Here is a 14,661-nt window from a genome sequence, read left to right as displayed (position 1 = left end):
TTCGAGAACTCGGAATCCTCCCCGAGACCGCCGAGGCCCTGGAGGCCGTCGGCATCATCTCTCCCTTCCCCATCCAGGAGATGACCCTCCCGGTCGCCCTCTCCGGCACCGATGTCATCGGCCAGGCCAAGACCGGCACCGGCAAGACCCTCGGCTTCGGTCTGCCGCTCCTGGAGCGCGTGACCGTCCCCGCCGACGTGGAGGCCGGCCGCGCCGCCCCCGAGGCCCTCACCGACGCCCCGCAGGCGCTCGTCGTCGTCCCCACGCGCGAGCTCTGCACCCAGGTCACCAACGACCTGCTGACGGCCGGCAAGGTCCGTAACGTGCGCGTGGTGGCCATCTACGGCGGCCGCGCCTACGAGCCGCAGGTCGAGGCCCTGAAGAAGGGCGTCGACGTGGTCGTCGGCACCCCGGGCCGCCTGCTCGACCTCGCGGGCCAGAAGAAGCTCGACCTCAAGCACATCAAGTCGCTCGTCCTCGACGAGGCCGACGAGATGCTCGACCTGGGCTTCCTGCCCGACGTCGAGAAGATCATCAACATGCTTCCGGCCAAGCGCCAGACCATGCTGTTCTCGGCGACCATGCCGGGCGCGGTCATCGGTCTCGCCCGCCGCTACATGTCGCAGCCCACGCACATCCGCGCCACCGCGCCGGACGACACGGGCGCGACCGTCGCGAACACCAAGCAGTTCGTCTACCGCGCGCACTCCATGGACAAGCCGGAGATGATCGCCCGCATACTGCAGGCCGACGGCCGCGGACTGGCGATGATCTTCTGCCGGACCAAGCGCACGGCCGCCGACATCGCCGAGCAGCTCCAGCAGCGCGGGTTCGCCTCCGGCGCGGTCCACGGCGACCTCGGCCAGGGCGCCCGCGAGCAGGCGCTGCGCGCCTTCCGCAACGGCAAGGTGGACGTCCTGGTCTGCACCGACGTGGCCGCGCGCGGCATCGACGTCGAGGGCGTCACCCACGTCATCAACTACCAGTCCCCCGAGGACGAGAAGACGTATCTGCACCGCATCGGCCGCACGGGCCGCGCGGGCGCGAAGGGTACGGCGATCACCTTCGTCGACTGGGACGACATCCCGCGCTGGCAGCTCATCAACAAGGCGCTGGAGCTGGGCTTCCCCGAGCCGGTGGAGACCTACTCGACCTCTCCGCACTTCTTCGAGGAGCTCAAGATCCCGGCCGGCACCAAGGGTGTCCTGCCGCGTTCCGAGCGCACCCGGGCCGGGCTCGAGGCGGAGGAGCTGGAGGACCTGGGCGAGACCGGCGGCCGTGGTGGCCGCGGTCGCGGTGCCCGGGACGACCGTCGCGACCGGGGCGCGGCCCGCTCCGAGGAGCGCGAGCGTTCGCGCACCCCGCGCCGCCGCCGTCGCACCCGCGCCGGTTCGGCGCTGGATCCGGCATCCGGTACGACGTCCTCGGCGCCGGTCGCCGAGTCCGCGTCCCCCGCCGCCGAGTCCGTCACGGCGTCGGAGCCCGCGGGCTCCCGCACCACGCGCCGCCGGCGCCGGACGCGCGGCGGAGCGTCGCCGGAGCCGGTGGCGGCCGCCGTCACGGAGACCGTGACACCGCAGGCCGTGACGCCGGAGGCGGTCGTCGAGACCGTCGAGGCCGTGGCGGAGCCGGTCGCTCCGGAGAAGCCGCGCCGCCGTCGGACCCGCAAGGCCGCGGAGGCCGCGGTGACGCCGGCCGAGGTCACGGAGACTCCGCAGGAGACCGCCGAGACCGTCGAGGTCCCGGTGACGCCGGTCCGCCGTCGGACCCGCAAGGCCGCCGAGCCGGCCGAGGCGGTCGTGACGACGCCGGAGCCCGAGGTCGCCGAGGAGCCCAAGCCGCGTCGCACCCGCAAGACCGCGGCCGCCGCGGAGACTGCCGTGGACACGGCCGAGTCCGTCGAGGCGGAGGCCAAGCCGCGCCGCCGGACCCGCAAGGCCGCCGAGGCCGCCGAATCCGCGGTGGACACGGCCGAGGCCACCGAGGCCAAGCCCCGCCGCACCCGCAAGACCGCGGCCGCCGCTCCGGCGACGGCCGAGGCCGAGGCGGAGACGGAGGCCGCCAAGCCGCGTCGTACCCGCAAGACGGCAGCCGCCGCCGAATCCGCGGTGGACACGGCCGAGGCCACCGAGGCCAAGCCGCGCCGCACCCGGAAGACGGCCGCCGCCACCGAGGTGGCCGCCGCCCCGGAGACCGCCGAGGTCGCGGAGACCAAGCCGCGTCGTACCCGCAAGACCGCGGCCGCCGCCGAAGCAGCGGTGGACACGGCCGAGGCCACCGAGGCCAAGCCGCGCCGCACCCGGAAGACGGCTGCCGCCGCACCGGAGACCGCCGAGGTCGCGGAGGCCAAGCCGCGCCGGACGCGGAAGGCCGCCGAGGCCGCCGTCGACACCGCCGAAGGTGCCGAGGCCAAGCCCCGCCGGACTCGCAAGGCGGCTGCTGTCGCCGGCGCGGAGATTCCGGCGCAGGCCAGCGACGAGCCGGAGGTCAAGCCGAGGCGTGGTACGACCCGGAAGGCGGTCGAGGCCGCCGAGACGGTCGAGACGGTCGACGCCACTGACGCGGAGGCGAAGCCGAAGGTCCGCCGGACCCGGAAGGCCGCTGCCGCGGCTCCCGAGGCCTGAGCGCGTCGCACGTAACCGAACGGCCCGGCCCACCCAGTGTGGGCCGGGCCGTCGGCATTCCCGGCCGCCCCGCCAGCCCGCCAGCCCTCCTGCCCGCCTGCCCGCCTGCCCTCCTGCCCGCCGGCCCGCCGGCCCGCCGGCCCGCCGGCCCGCCGGCCCGCCAGCTGGATTGTCCACCGGCTTACGGCCCGTCGCCGTCCGCCGGATAGCCTCTCCCCATGAGCAGGCCTCGTACCTTTGTCCCGCCCGTCGGTGCCCGCGCGTACGCGCTCGCCACCGCTCGTGGTGAGTTCGCCGTCATCGACGCGCCCGCGGCCACCGGGGTCGAGCCAAAAGGGATCGCGCTGCTGCTGCCCGGGTTCACCGGCAGCAAGGAGGACTTCAACCCGCTGCACGAGGCGCTCGGCGCGCGCGGGTACCGGACCGTCGCCGTGGACGGGCGCGGGCAGTTCGAGTCGGACGGCCCGGAGGACGACGAATCGGCGTATGCCCAGGAGGAGTTGGCGCGGGACGTGCTCGCGCAGGCGGCGGCGGTCGGCGACGGCCGGCCCGTGCATCTGCTGGGGCACTCCCTCGGCGGTCAGATCGCGCGCGCGGCCGTGCTCCTCGACCACACGCCGTTCCGCTCGCTGACGCTGATGTCCTCGGGCCCGGCGCAGATCTCCGTCCCCCAGCAGCAGCGGGTGAAGCTGCTGCGGGACGCCCTCGCGGTGCTGCCGATGGCCGGGGTGTGGGAGGCCATGCAGGCCATGGATGCGCCGGAGGAGCTGGACGAGGGCGGCCCGCAGGGCCAGGCGGACCAGGAGGACCAGGAGGATCTGCGGCGCCGCTGGCTGGGCAACAAGCCGGCCCAACTCCTCGCTGGCGGACGCCAGTTGTGCACCGAACCGGACCGCGTCGACGAACTCGCCGCCGTACCGCTGCCGTTCCACGTGCTGTCGGGTGCGCGGGACGACACCTGGCCGCTGCCGCTGCTGGACGACATGGCGCTCCGGCTGCGGGCCCACCGCACGGTCGTCGAAGGTGCGGAGCACTCCCCCAACACCGACCGACCGGCCCCCACCGCCGAGGCGATCGCCGCCTTCTGGGACAGCGCGAACAGTTAGGCGGGAACGGCTAGTACTGCGTCTGGAGGTGTTCCCAGAAGCCGTCCCGGAGGGCTCGGCGCAGGTCGGCCTGGCCGCGCAGGGAGTACTGGAGCAGGCCCTCGGCCTCGACGAGGAGGTCCTGGTCGACCGGGCCGGGCAGGTAGGGATGGCCGGGCAGCAGCTCGACGAGCGACTCGCTGCCCCGCGAGGACAGCCACTTCGCGGCGATCTGCGCACCGACGAAACGGACGTCCTCGCGGGTGGGTCTGGTGGCGCCGGCCTCGTAGGCGTGGGCGGTGCGCCGGGCGACGTACGGCTTGAAGAACTCGAGGTCGAGGGTGCGCTGGCTGTCGACCTCCCAGAGCAGCGGCTCGGCCTGGTTGCGGCCTTCGGGCGCCTCGATGCCCCAGAGGTGGACCCGGGCGCCGTAGCCCTGGGCGGCCTCGACCGCGGAGACCAGGTCCTCGTCGCCGCCGAGCAGGGCCGCGTCGCTGATGGCGCGGTGCCGGGCGAGTGACTCCAGGTCCGTGCGGATCAGGGAGTCGACGCCCTTCTGCTGGTTGTTGGCGTTGAGGTTGCCGAGCCGGACCTTGACGTCGGGCAGTTCGGCGATGGTCTGCTGCTCGGCGGTGTGGATGCGGCGACGCGCGCCGTCGTACCAGTAGACGCGCAGCAGCCGGCTGTCCGCGAAGATCTGGCGTGCCTTGTCGATGAGCGCCTCGATCAACCCCTCGGCGTCGAGGTCGAAGGCACGGCGGTCCTCCGTCCCGGCGACGAGCCGGCCCGTGGCCGCGTAGAGGTAGCCCGCGTCGACGAAGATCGCATGTGTCGAAGGCGTCTTCGCCACTTCGGCGAGCATGCGGGTGAGCAGCTCGTTCGTACGGTCGATGCGGGCCTGGAGGGCGGCGAGGTCGTCGTTCATCGCCTCCATTGTCCCGGCGGTCACGCTGCGAACACAACCGGTCCCGGTCAGTCTCCCGAACGTCTCTTACCGGTGGGTAATTAGGCGTTCGAAAATTTTCTTTAGCCAAGGGAATGTTTGTAACACGCAAGCCGTTGACTCAGAGGAACACGAGACGAAGGGAGAGGCCGATGCGCTTCGAAATCAGGCGACTGGACGAAGTCGACGGCACCACCGTGGACTGCACTGTCGTGGACGCCGCCTCCGTCAACAGGATCGTCCAGCAGGCCGCCGCCATCGGGCAGCGCCTGTGGATCCGACCGGCCGAGAACCAGGCCTCGTAACGAGATACGAGACCAGAGCCACGACACACGACGAGACAGACTGACGCGACACCACGAGACACACTGACGCGCGGAGCACCGCAGAGTCTTCGGAACCCCCGTACGGCACGACGCCGTGCGGGGGTTCCGCGTCTGTCCGCCCCGCCCGGCTACCCGCCCTTGATCACCTGGGTGACGCCGTTGATGATCTGCTGCACGGCGATCGCGGAGAGCATCATGCCCGCGAGCCGCGTCACCAGGACCACGCCCCCGTCCTTGATGACCCGGATGATCAGCAGCGAGTACCGCATCACCAGCCACAGCACGACATGGATGGCGAGGATCGCGGTCCACACGGACACCTGCGCGGAGACGCTGTCCGCCTTCTGCACGGCGAGGATGACCGACACGATCGCACCGGGGCCCGCGAGCAGCGGCATGCCCAGGGGCACCAGCGCCACGTTGACGTCCTTGGTCTGCTTCGGCTCGTCGTTCTTGCCGGTGAGCAGGTCGAGGGCGATCAGCAGGAGCAGCAGCCCGCCCGCGATCATCAGGGCGGGCACGGAGACGTGCAGGTAGTCGAGGATCTGGTGTCCCAGGAGCCCGAAGACGGTGATCACCCCGCCCGCCACGCACACGGCCTGGAAGGCCATCCGCTTCTGCACCTTGCCGGGCCGGCCGGAGGTGAGGGCGAGGAAGATCGGGGTGATCCCCGGGGGATCCATGATGACGAACAGGGTCAGGAAGAGAGAGCCGAAGACTGCGAAGTCGAACATGCGTGAGCCTTGCGCGTTGGTCTGCGCTGCGGGCGATGGTGCCGCAGGGCGATGGGGGTCACCGCGCGCGGGCCGGGACCGGCCCGGGAGGGGGTGGGCACGGCCTGCCGCGCGGGGAAACTCGGGAACGGGGGCGGGAAGGGAGGCTGGGGGCGGGTCTCAGCGTCCGCCGGTCCCCGGGACGGGGAACGCGCCGGTCGCACGGCGCGTGATCTCCCCGTACACCTCGGGGTCGGTCGTGTACTCGCCCAGCGCCACCGTCTTGCGGCTGCCGTGGTAGTCCGAGGACCCGGTGACCAGCAGCCCCAGCTCCGCGGCCAGTCCGCGCAGCCGGGCCCGGGTGTCGGCGTCGTGGTCCATGTGGTCGACCTCGATGCCGTCGAGGCCGGCCGCGGCCATCTCGGCGATCGCCGACTCGGGCACCGTACGCCCGCGCTTGGCGGCCGCCGGATGCGCGAACACGCACACCCCGCCGGCCTGCTTGACCAGCCGGATCGCCGCGAAGGGGTCGGTCTCGTGCTTCTCCACGAAGGCCCGGCCGCCGTCGGCCAGCCACTCCTGCGTGAAGGCGTCGCTCACGGTCGGTACGACACCGAGCTCGACGAGCGCGGAGGCGACGTGCGGCCGCCCCACGGAACCGTCCCCGGCGATCCGCCCGACCTGCTCCCAGGTGACCGGCACACCCAGCGCGTTCAGCTTGGCGACCATGCCCTGGGCCCGCGGCACCCGGTCGTCCCGGACCAACTCACGCTCGGCGAGCAGATCGGGCTCCTCGGGGTCGAAAAGGTAGGCCAGCATGTGCATGGAGACGCCGTCGATACGACAGGACAGCTCGGCCCCGGTGACCAGGGTGAGCCCCTCGGGCAGCGCGGCGACGGCCTCGGCGTGGCCCCGGGTGGTGTCGTGGTCGGTCAGCGCGACGACGTCCAGCCCGGCAGCGGCGGCGTTCCGTACCAGCTCGGCCGGGCTGTCCGTACCGTCGGAGGCGGTGGAGTGGCAGTGCAGATCGATGCGCACGACGCGGACTCCAGGCGGGACGGGACGGAAGGGACGCGTCAAGGATAGCGGCCGGAAGCGGATGCCCTGTCACAGCCGAAGGCCGGGGGCGCCCCGTACAGGCAGGTCACAGGCAACCCCTGCTCCGCGTCCTAGGGCTCCAGCAGGCGGGGCGACAGCGCCCCGCAGGGCACCAGGTCCACCTCCGCGCCCGCGTCCCGCAGATCCGTGAGCACCAGCTCGTCGTACATCAGCAACCCGGTCTGCTCGGGCCACACCACCGCCCAGAGCCACATCCCCCGGGCCTCGCCCGCGAAGACGGCCCGGTCGTCCGGCGCTCCCGGCACATGCCACAGCGGTGCCGGCCGGCCGGCGGCGAGCACCTTCGCCTGCGGCGGCTTCTCCACGTCCATCGAGGGCCCGGGATCCGGTCCGTCGATGCCCGCGTACCGCGCCCCGAGACCGACCCCCAGCTCCTCGGCGACCAGGATCATCTCCCCTATGCCGCCGAGCGGCGCGGGTCCGGAGCAGGCGACGGCGGTCGCGCGCCCCCCGCTGCGGTCGTCACCCGCGCAGGCCACACCCGTGAACAGCCAGCCGACCGGCAGCGGCCAGGGCATCCACACCGGCACCTGGGTGCGGTGCACCACGACATCGAGGGCCTCGACGCTGGGCGGGATCACGGGCTGTACCGGATGCACGGTCCCGTGCACCTCGCACTGCCAGGTGTCGGCGAAGAGGCCGGGAGCCCGGACCCGGCCACCGCACTTCGGGCAACTGGGTTCGCCCCTCATAGGGCCCCACGGTCCTACCCGGAATCCCCCACGTCAAGGACGATCACCCGTCCGGACGGAAGCGGTCACCGGGCGGAGTTAGATGTATGTTGCATTAATTAGCCACCCTAACTTACTATGTGTATACGCCAACCAAATCGGCGCGAGCAGACAAGAACAGCGGAGGAAGCGCATGGCACACGCAGCGGACCCGTTCGACGCGGGAGCGGGCAGCATCCTGCGGCAGCCGAAGGCCGTGTGGGCGACGGCGGGCGCGTCCGTCGTCGCCTTCATGGGCATCGGACTCGTCGACCCGATCCTGCCCTCCATAGCCAAGGGCCTGGACGCCACGACCAGCCAGGTCTCCCTGCTCTTCACCTCGTACTTCCTGATCACCGCCGTGGCGATGCTGCTCACCGGTTTCGTCTCCAGCCGGATCGGCGGGCGCGGGACCCTGCTGCTCGGCCTCGCGTTCGTGGTCGTCTTCGCGGGCCTGGCCGGCACCTCCGGCACGGTCGGCCAGCTCGTCGGCTTCCGGGCCGGCTGGGGTCTCGGCAACGCCCTGTTCGTCTCGACCGCCCTCGCGGTCATCGTGGGCGCGGCGGCCGGCGGCAGCGCCGCCGCGATCCTGCTCTACGAGTCCGCGCTCGGCCTCGGCATGGCATGCGGCCCGCTGCTGGGCGCGGTGCTCGGCAACATCAGCTGGCGCTACCCCTTCTTCGGCACCGCCACCCTGATGGCGGTCGGATTCCTGTGCATCACCGCGTTCCTGAAGGAGCAGCCGAAGCCCGCCCGCAAGACCTCGATCCTCGACCCGATCAGGGCGCTCGGCCACGGCGGCCTGGCCTCCGCCGCCGCCTCCGCGTTCTTCTACAACTACACGTTCTTCACCGTGCTGGCCTTCACCCCCTTCGTGCTGGACATGACCCCGTACCGCTCGGGTGCCGTGTTCTTCGCCTGGGGTCTGCTGCTCGCGCTCTTCTCGGTGGTGGTGGCCCCGCGCATGCAGCGGCGCTTCGGCTCGCTGAAGGTGCTGGGCGGTTCCCTGGTCCTGCTCGCCGTCGACGTCGCCGTCCTCGGCTACGGCAGCCACACCGCCGCGATCGTCTGCACGATCCTGTCCGGCGCGTTCATCGGCGTGAACAACACCGTCTACACCGAACTGGCCCTCGGCGTGTCCGACGCACCACGCCCGGTGGCGAGCGCGGGCTACAACTTCGTCCGCTGGTTCGCCGCCGCGGCCGCCCCCTACTTCGCGCCGAAGATCGAGGAGTGGACCGACATCCACATCCCGTTCGTGGTGGCGGCGGTCACCGCCGTGCTGGGCGCGGTCGTGGTGCTCGTACGGCGGAACGCGCTCACGCACGAGGCGGCGGAGCTGGAGCCGGGGCACGCCACCGAGGACAGCGTCACCGTCTTTGCCAACTGACGATTTCCACGGGGCGCTTGGTGAGCTTGCTCACCCTCGTACATCAGTCCAGCGGGACGGACCTGCGGTGCGGATCCCGGAGGTCCGTCCCGCCCGCGAGCCAGCGCTCCTGGAGGGCCTGGGCGCCGTGCACGCGTTTCCAGGCGGCCTCGTTCGGGGTCATCGGCAGCAGCGGCAGGAACCGTACGGGGTCGAGGGGCTCGTCCAGCGCCAGATCCTCGACGAGACCGCCCGGTTCGCCGACCAGGACCGAGGTGAAGGGGGCGCCCGGCCACAGCGGCTCGCCGACGTCCAGCGATGCGCCCGGCGTCACGATCAGGCCCTCCACCTGCGGAGACGCGGCGAGGACGGCGAGCGCGCGGAGCACCTTGTCGGTCTCCGCGAGCCCGGCGCGGACCGACAGGACCAGTTCGGCGCGGGGCCCCTTGACGGGGTCCGCGAGCATCGCGGCGGGGTCGGTCATGGGCTGCGCGGACATGCCGAGCGTGGCGTAGCGCAGGACGTTCTCGCCCTGGAGATCCTCGTGGAAACGGAGCACCTCGATGCGGTCCGTACCGAGGAAGGTGACCGCCGCGCGTGCGTCCGGTTCGCCCAGTGCGGTGGTCAACCGGGCCTCGACCAGAGGAAGAACATCAGCCATGTCGAGAGCATAGAACTCGTCAGTACCGGGCAAAGCAGCACCTTGACACTGAGGGCTGCTGCTAGTCTGACCGCGGTGGTTCGGGGCAGCACGCAGAGCGTCGCGGTCAGACCCCGACACCAGGAGCACTCCCTTACGAGGGACCGGCTGGAGGAGGTGGGGCTGTCATGGATCGAAGTCACCCGTGCAGTACCACTCGCTCTTCCGCCTGCTGATTTCGTCTACTGGCCGGCTGCCGCCTTCACGTTCGCGTTGTCGTTCGGAAGAGCACTTCGTTTTCGCTTGCCTGGTCCCTCTGGCCGATCCGTTCCGGATCTGTCTGGATCTCTTCGTCTGATCCGAATCAGTAGCGAAGTCGCCACCGCAACGGTGCGGTGCTCCCCGCTTTGTGGACGTGCCAAACATCCGCAGTCAGGACGTCCCCATTCCGGGTAGTTCCACCCGTTCGCCGCGGTCACCCGCTGCTTGTCGCGAAGGAGCCTGCCCATGTCGATGATCCGCGACCTCCGTGCCGTGGTCCGCCCGACCCGTCCCTCCCAGCGCAAGAGCCTGCGCGTGGAGACCGGCGCGTACGACACCACCCGCGACCCCGGTACGCCGTCGGCCGTCGTCGACTGCGCCGTCTACCGGGGCGGCGCGCGGGTGCAGACGCCGAAGCCGCTGACCCCGCAGGAGGCGATGCGCCAGGTGCGCCGGGACGGCGGGTTCGTGTGGATCGGCCTGCACGAGCCGACCGAGGCCGAATTCGCGGGTATCGCAGGCGAGTTCGGGCTGCACCCGCTGGCGGTGGAGGACGCCGTCCAGGCCCACCAGCGCCCCAAGCTCGAACGCTACGACGACTCCCTCTTCACCGTCTTCAAGACCATCCACTACGTCGAGCACGACCGGCTCACCGCCAACAGCGAGGTCGTGGAGACCGGCGAGGTGATGTGCTTCACCGGCCGGGACTTCTTCATCACCGTCCGGCACGGCGGGCAGGGCTCGCTGCGGGCGCTGCGGCACCGGCTCCAGGACGACCCCGAACTGCTCGCCAAGGGCCCCTCGGCCGTACTGCACGCCATCGCCGACCATGTCGTCGACGGTTATGTGGCGGTCGCCGACGCCGTGCAGGACGACATCGACGAGGTGGAGACCGAGGTCTTCTCGCCCGGCCGCAAGGGCGGGGTCTCGCGTGGTGTGGACTCGGCGCGCATCTACCAACTCAAGCGCGAGGTGCTGGAGTTCAAGCGCGCGGTGTCGCCACTGCTGCGTCCGATGCAGCTGCTCAGCGAGCGCCCGATGCGGCTGGTCGACCCCGACATCCAGAAGTACTTCCGGGACGTCGCCGACCACCTCGCCCGCGTCCAGGAGCAGGTCGTCGGCTTCGACGAACTCCTCAACTCCATCCTCCAGGCCAACCTCGCGCAGGCGTCCGTCGCGCAGAACGAGGACATGCGCAAGATCACGGCATGGGCCGCGATCATCGCCGTACCGACGATGGTGTGCGGGGTGTACGGCATGAACTTCAAGTACATGCCGGAGCTGCACTGGAAGTACGGCTACCCGGCGATCATGGGCGTCACGGTCTGCATCTGCCTCGGCATCCACCGCACCCTGAAGCGCAACGGCTGGCTCTAGGCTGGGCGTCATGACACGTCAGCTGCTCGACCAGGCCCTCGTCGAGGAGGCCACGAAGAAGTCCGGCCTCATCTGGGTCCGGGGCGCCGGGGCGCCGGCCGCGCGTGCGGTGTGGCACGCCTGGGCCGACGGGGGCGTGTGCCTGGTCGGTGACGGAAGCGAGCAGCCGCTGACCGGGCTGGCCGACGGCGGGTCGGCCGAGGTGACCGTCCGCAGCAAGGACAAGGGCGGCCGGCTGGTCACCTGGACGGCGACGGTGACGGAACTGTCCGCCGGCTCCCCCGAGTGGGACGCGGCGGTGGCGGAGCTGAAGGGCAAGCGCCTCAACGCACCCGACGGCGAGGCCATGACGGACCGCTGGGCGAGGGAGTGCAGGGTGCTGCGCCTGCGCCCGACCGGAGCGACGGCACCGCTGCCGACGGGCAGCCTGGCGGAGCCGCCCGTACCGTCCCCGGCCACGACCCGCCATCCGGTCCCGGCGGCCCTGCCGAAGCTCCTCGCGAGGCGCAGAAAGCCCAAGTAGCCGAGGACCGAGCCGGGTTCGGCACCTTCCGGTTCACTTCCCGACAGCTCGCCGGCCCCTGGTACCCGCCGCAACGGCGCCTACGACGTGGGCAGTTGCCTGCCGTAGTCCACTGTCTCGGTCTTCTCCGGCTCGGTGACGCTGAAGGACTTGCCCCAGTCCGTGAAGGTGAGGGTGCCGGCGCCGCCCGCGCGCTCCAGGCGGAGCGGATACGGCTTGCCCTTCAGCGAGACGTCCAGCGTGCCGCCGGAGCCGCCGTCGCCGGCGATACGGATGGTGGGGGTGCCCGACTGTTCGTGGTGGCCGTCGGCCGAGAGGGCGCCGTGCAGGGTCAGCAGGCCCGAGAGAAGGAGGTCCTTGTCCGTGAAGCCGCTGAACTTCTTGTACGAAGGGTCGCCCTGCGGAACCTTCACGTACTTGCCGTCGAGCTTGCCGGCCGCACTGGTGTCGCTCCCGTCGGCATGGTTCCAGAAGTCCGCGTCGGCCTGCAGATACAACGTGTCGCCCACCCGGAGCAGGTGGAAGGTCGAGCCCTTCGACGTGACCGACCCGGTCCCGCCGTCCGCGTTCAGGCGCATGTCCAGCTGGTACGTACGCCCGCTCGTCACCACCGTCCCCGCCATCCGGACCGTCGCCACCGACGTCGCCGCCGCCCGGGTCTTCGACTGGATGACGTCCGGGGCCAGCTTTCCCACCCCGTTGGTGCCCGCGTCCGGATCCTCACTGCACGCCGTGAGGAGGACCAGCGCGCACGTCGCGGTCACCACGGCGGCGCGGCGAGTACGGGTACGGCCCGGAGCAATCGCGGTCACGGACAGGGCCACCTTTCTGACGGGTCCGGCACGGCGTACCGCAGCGTACCGGTGCCTCGCCCGTCCGGCGGAGCCAGTCCGTCCGGACCGCCCACCAGGGCGTATCCGATCGGGACGGGCTAGCCTGAAGCCCACCGAGCAGGCGAACAGGACAGGAAAGTCACCAAGCGGCATTCCGGTAGAAAAAGGAAGCGGACCCATGGCAGCCGGCGCTCCCCGGATCTTCATCTCGCACCTCGCCGGTATCGCCGTCTTCGATCCCAACGGCGACCAGGTGGGACGCGTCAGGGACCTCGTCGTCATGCTGCGCGTCGGCCGCAAGCCCCCGCGGCTGCTCGGCCTGGTCGTCGAACTGTCCACCCGGCGCCGCATCTTCCTGCCCATGACCCGGGTGACGAGCATCGAGTCCGGCCAGGTCATCAGCACCGGCGTGCTCAACGTCCGCCGCTTCGAGCAGCGGCCCACCGAGCGCCTGGTCTTCGGCGAACTCCTCGACCGCCGCGTCCAGCTGGTCGAGACCGGCGAGGAGGTCACCGTCCTGGACCTGGGCGCGCAGCAGCGCCAGGCCCGCCGGGAGTGGGAGGTCGACCGCGTCTTCGTCCGCAAGGGCCGCACGGGCACCTTCCGGCGGACCAGAGGCGAGTCGCTCACCGTCGAGTGGTCGCAGGTCACCGGCTTCTCCCTGGAGGAGCACGGCCAGGGCGCCGAGAGCCTGCTCGCCACCTTCGAGCAGCTGCACCCCGCCGACCTCGCCAACGTGCTGCACCACCTCTCCGCCAAGCGCCGCGCCGAGGTGGCCGCCGCACTGGACGACGACCGTCTGGCCGACGTGCTCGAAGAGCTTCCCGAGGACGACCAGATCGAGATCCTCGGCAAGCTGAAGGAGGAACGGGCGGCGGACGTCCTGGAGGCCATGGACCCGGACGACGCGGCCGACCTGCTCGCCGAACTCCCCGAGGGGGACAAGGAACGGCTGCTGAGCCTGATGCAGCCGGCCGACGCGGCCGAGATGCGGCGGCTGATGTCGTACGAGGAGCACACGGCCGGCGGTCTGATGACGACCGAGCCGATCGTGGTGCGGCCGGACTCCACCGTCGCCGACGCCCTCGCCCGGGTCCGCAACCCCGACCTCTCCCCGGCCCTCGCCGCCCAGGTCTACGTCTGCCGCCCGCCCGACGAGACCCCGACCGGCAAGTACCTGGGCACCGTCCACTTCCAGCGCCTGCTGCGCGACCCCCCGTACACCCTGGTCAGCTCGCTCCTCGACGACGACCTGCAACCGCTCGACCCCGAGGCCACGCTGCCGATCATCGCCGGGTTCTTCGCCACGTACGACATGGTCGCGGCGCCCGTGGTGGACGAGACCGGGTCGCTGCTGGGCGCGGTCACCGTGGACGACGTCCTGGACCACATGCTGCCGGAGGACTGGCGGGAGACCGAGTTCCACCTGGACGAGGAGGAGCAGGAAAAGGAGCAGGAAAGGAAGAAGGAGCAGGAGAAGGGGCAGGAGAAGGGGCGCCAGAAGGGGTTGGGGAATCGTGGCGCCTGAGCGGGAGAGCACCCGGGAGCGCACGCCGTCCGGCGCCACCGCCGCGACCCGGCCCCGCGGACCCCGTCTGGACCAGCCGCGCCCGCCGCGGCGCAGGCTCCTGCCCGAGTGGGACCCGGAGGCCTTCGGCCGGCTGTCCGAGCGCATCGCCCGCTTCCTGGGCACCGGGCGGTTCATCGTCTGGATGACGTTCGTGATCATCCTCTGGGTGATCTGGAACATCTCGGCACCCGGCGGGCTGCGCTTCGACGAGTACCCGTTCATCTTCCTGACCCTGGCCCTGTCCCTCCAGGCCTCCTACGCGGCCCCGCTGATCCTGCTCGCGCAGAACAGGCAGGACGACCGCGACCGGGTCAACCTCGAACAGGACCGCAAGCAGAACGAGCGGTCCATCGCCGACACCGAGTACCTGACCCGGGAGATCGCCGCGCTGCGCATGGGCCTGGGCGAGGTGGCGACCCGGGACTGGATCCGTTCCGAGCTGCAGGACCTGCTCAAGGACTTGGACGAGCGACCGGACGGGCATGGCGTATTCCCGGCAGAACGGTCGGCACGGCGTGACGTAGACGACCGGTGAGGGGCGTTATAGCCGCCGGGCGCATCGCCGTAC

At 71.3% G+C, this 14,661-nt stretch carries 14 protein-coding genes; 8 read left to right on the top strand and 6 right to left on the bottom strand.

The features are described 5' to 3' along the window. Nucleotides 1-80: 80 nt before the first annotated feature. Nucleotides 81-2,624 carry a DEAD/DEAH box helicase gene (locus tag ACFWXC_RS20085; protein ID WP_384480442.1) on the top strand — a complete coding sequence of 848 codons (2,544 nt, stop codon included), beginning with the start codon at nt 81-83 and terminating at the stop codon, nt 2,622-2,624. Nucleotides 2,625-2,842: 218 nt separating this feature from the next. Continuing rightward, on the top strand, nt 2,843-3,730 hold the full coding sequence (locus ACFWXC_RS20080; protein WP_384480440.1) for an alpha/beta fold hydrolase: 888 nt from the start codon (nt 2,843-2,845) through the stop codon (nt 3,728-3,730). 10 nt (nt 3,731-3,740) lie between these two features. Here the strand turns inward: ACFWXC_RS20080 and ACFWXC_RS20075 are convergent, their stop codons facing one another. Then, entirely contained in the window at nt 3,741-4,634 is an 894-nt protein-coding gene (locus tag ACFWXC_RS20075; RefSeq protein WP_362569448.1) for an NYN domain-containing protein, read from the bottom strand. Between the two features lie 170 nt (nt 4,635-4,804). On the opposite strand from ACFWXC_RS20075, the gene ACFWXC_RS20070 reads away from it, so the two are divergent. After that, complete coding sequence (locus ACFWXC_RS20070) at nt 4,805-4,957, top strand: hypothetical protein (RefSeq protein WP_351704745.1); 153 nt, start codon at nt 4,805-4,807, stop codon at nt 4,955-4,957. A 149-nt stretch (nt 4,958-5,106) separates the two neighbouring features. Here the strand turns inward: ACFWXC_RS20070 and ACFWXC_RS20065 are convergent, their stop codons facing one another. The 3 genes from ACFWXC_RS20065 to ACFWXC_RS20055 form a co-directional block, all read right to left on the bottom strand. Next, the gene (locus ACFWXC_RS20065) at nt 5,107-5,712 is read right to left on the bottom strand and encodes a MarC family protein (RefSeq protein WP_384480437.1); all 606 of its coding nucleotides are present in this window, start codon (nt 5,710-5,712) and stop codon (nt 5,107-5,109) included. A 159-nt stretch (nt 5,713-5,871) separates the two neighbouring features. Further along, entirely contained in the window at nt 5,872-6,729 is an 858-nt protein-coding gene (locus ACFWXC_RS20060; RefSeq protein ID WP_384480435.1) for a PHP domain-containing protein, read from the bottom strand. Nucleotides 6,730-6,860: 131 nt separating this feature from the next. After that, nucleotides 6,861-7,502, bottom strand: a complete 642-nt coding sequence (locus ACFWXC_RS20055; RefSeq protein ID WP_384480433.1) for a DUF6758 family protein — start codon at nt 7,500-7,502, stop codon at nt 6,861-6,863. Nucleotides 7,503-7,674: 172 nt separating this feature from the next. Here ACFWXC_RS20055 and ACFWXC_RS20050 point away from each other — a divergent pair, with 172 nt between their 5' ends. Then, the gene (locus ACFWXC_RS20050; RefSeq protein WP_384480431.1) at nt 7,675-8,910 is read left to right on the top strand and encodes an MFS transporter; all 1,236 of its coding nucleotides are present in this window, start codon (nt 7,675-7,677) and stop codon (nt 8,908-8,910) included. Between the two features lie 43 nt (nt 8,911-8,953). Here the strand turns inward: ACFWXC_RS20050 and ACFWXC_RS20045 are convergent, their stop codons facing one another. After that, on the bottom strand, nt 8,954-9,550 hold the full coding sequence (locus ACFWXC_RS20045) for a suppressor of fused domain protein (RefSeq protein WP_384480429.1): 597 nt from the start codon (nt 9,548-9,550) through the stop codon (nt 8,954-8,956). Nucleotides 9,551-10,036: 486 nt separating this feature from the next. Here ACFWXC_RS20045 and ACFWXC_RS20040 point away from each other — a divergent pair, with 486 nt between their 5' ends. After that, the gene (locus ACFWXC_RS20040) at nt 10,037-11,167 is read left to right on the top strand and encodes a magnesium and cobalt transport protein CorA (RefSeq protein ID WP_384480427.1); all 1,131 of its coding nucleotides are present in this window, start codon (nt 10,037-10,039) and stop codon (nt 11,165-11,167) included. A 10-nt stretch (nt 11,168-11,177) separates the two neighbouring features. Continuing rightward, nucleotides 11,178-11,690, top strand: a complete 513-nt coding sequence (locus ACFWXC_RS20035; protein ID WP_384480425.1) for a hypothetical protein — start codon at nt 11,178-11,180, stop codon at nt 11,688-11,690. Nucleotides 11,691-11,770: 80 nt separating this feature from the next. Here the strand turns inward: ACFWXC_RS20035 and ACFWXC_RS20030 are convergent, their stop codons facing one another. Further along, complete coding sequence (locus ACFWXC_RS20030; RefSeq protein ID WP_384480423.1) at nt 11,771-12,502, bottom strand: hypothetical protein; 732 nt, start codon at nt 12,500-12,502, stop codon at nt 11,771-11,773. Nucleotides 12,503-12,701: 199 nt separating this feature from the next. Here ACFWXC_RS20030 and ACFWXC_RS20025 point away from each other — a divergent pair, with 199 nt between their 5' ends. Further along, nucleotides 12,702-14,051: a magnesium transporter MgtE N-terminal domain-containing protein gene (locus ACFWXC_RS20025; protein ID WP_384480421.1), complete on the top strand. Its 1,350-nt coding sequence runs from the start codon at nt 12,702-12,704 to the stop codon at nt 14,049-14,051. Beyond that, nucleotides 14,041-14,628 carry a DUF1003 domain-containing protein gene (locus ACFWXC_RS20020; protein ID WP_384480419.1) on the top strand — a complete coding sequence of 196 codons (588 nt, stop codon included), beginning with the start codon at nt 14,041-14,043 and terminating at the stop codon, nt 14,626-14,628. Before ACFWXC_RS20025 ends, ACFWXC_RS20020 begins: the two co-directional genes overlap by 11 nt. Nucleotides 14,629-14,661: the final 33 nt, after the last annotated feature.

The organism is Streptomyces sp. NPDC058683, from assembly GCF_042716195.1.
Lineage (GTDB): Bacteria > Actinomycetota > Actinomycetes > Streptomycetales > Streptomycetaceae > Streptomyces.
Note: the sequence above shows the minus strand (reverse complement) of the source record. Positions and strands in the feature narration are given on the sequence as shown.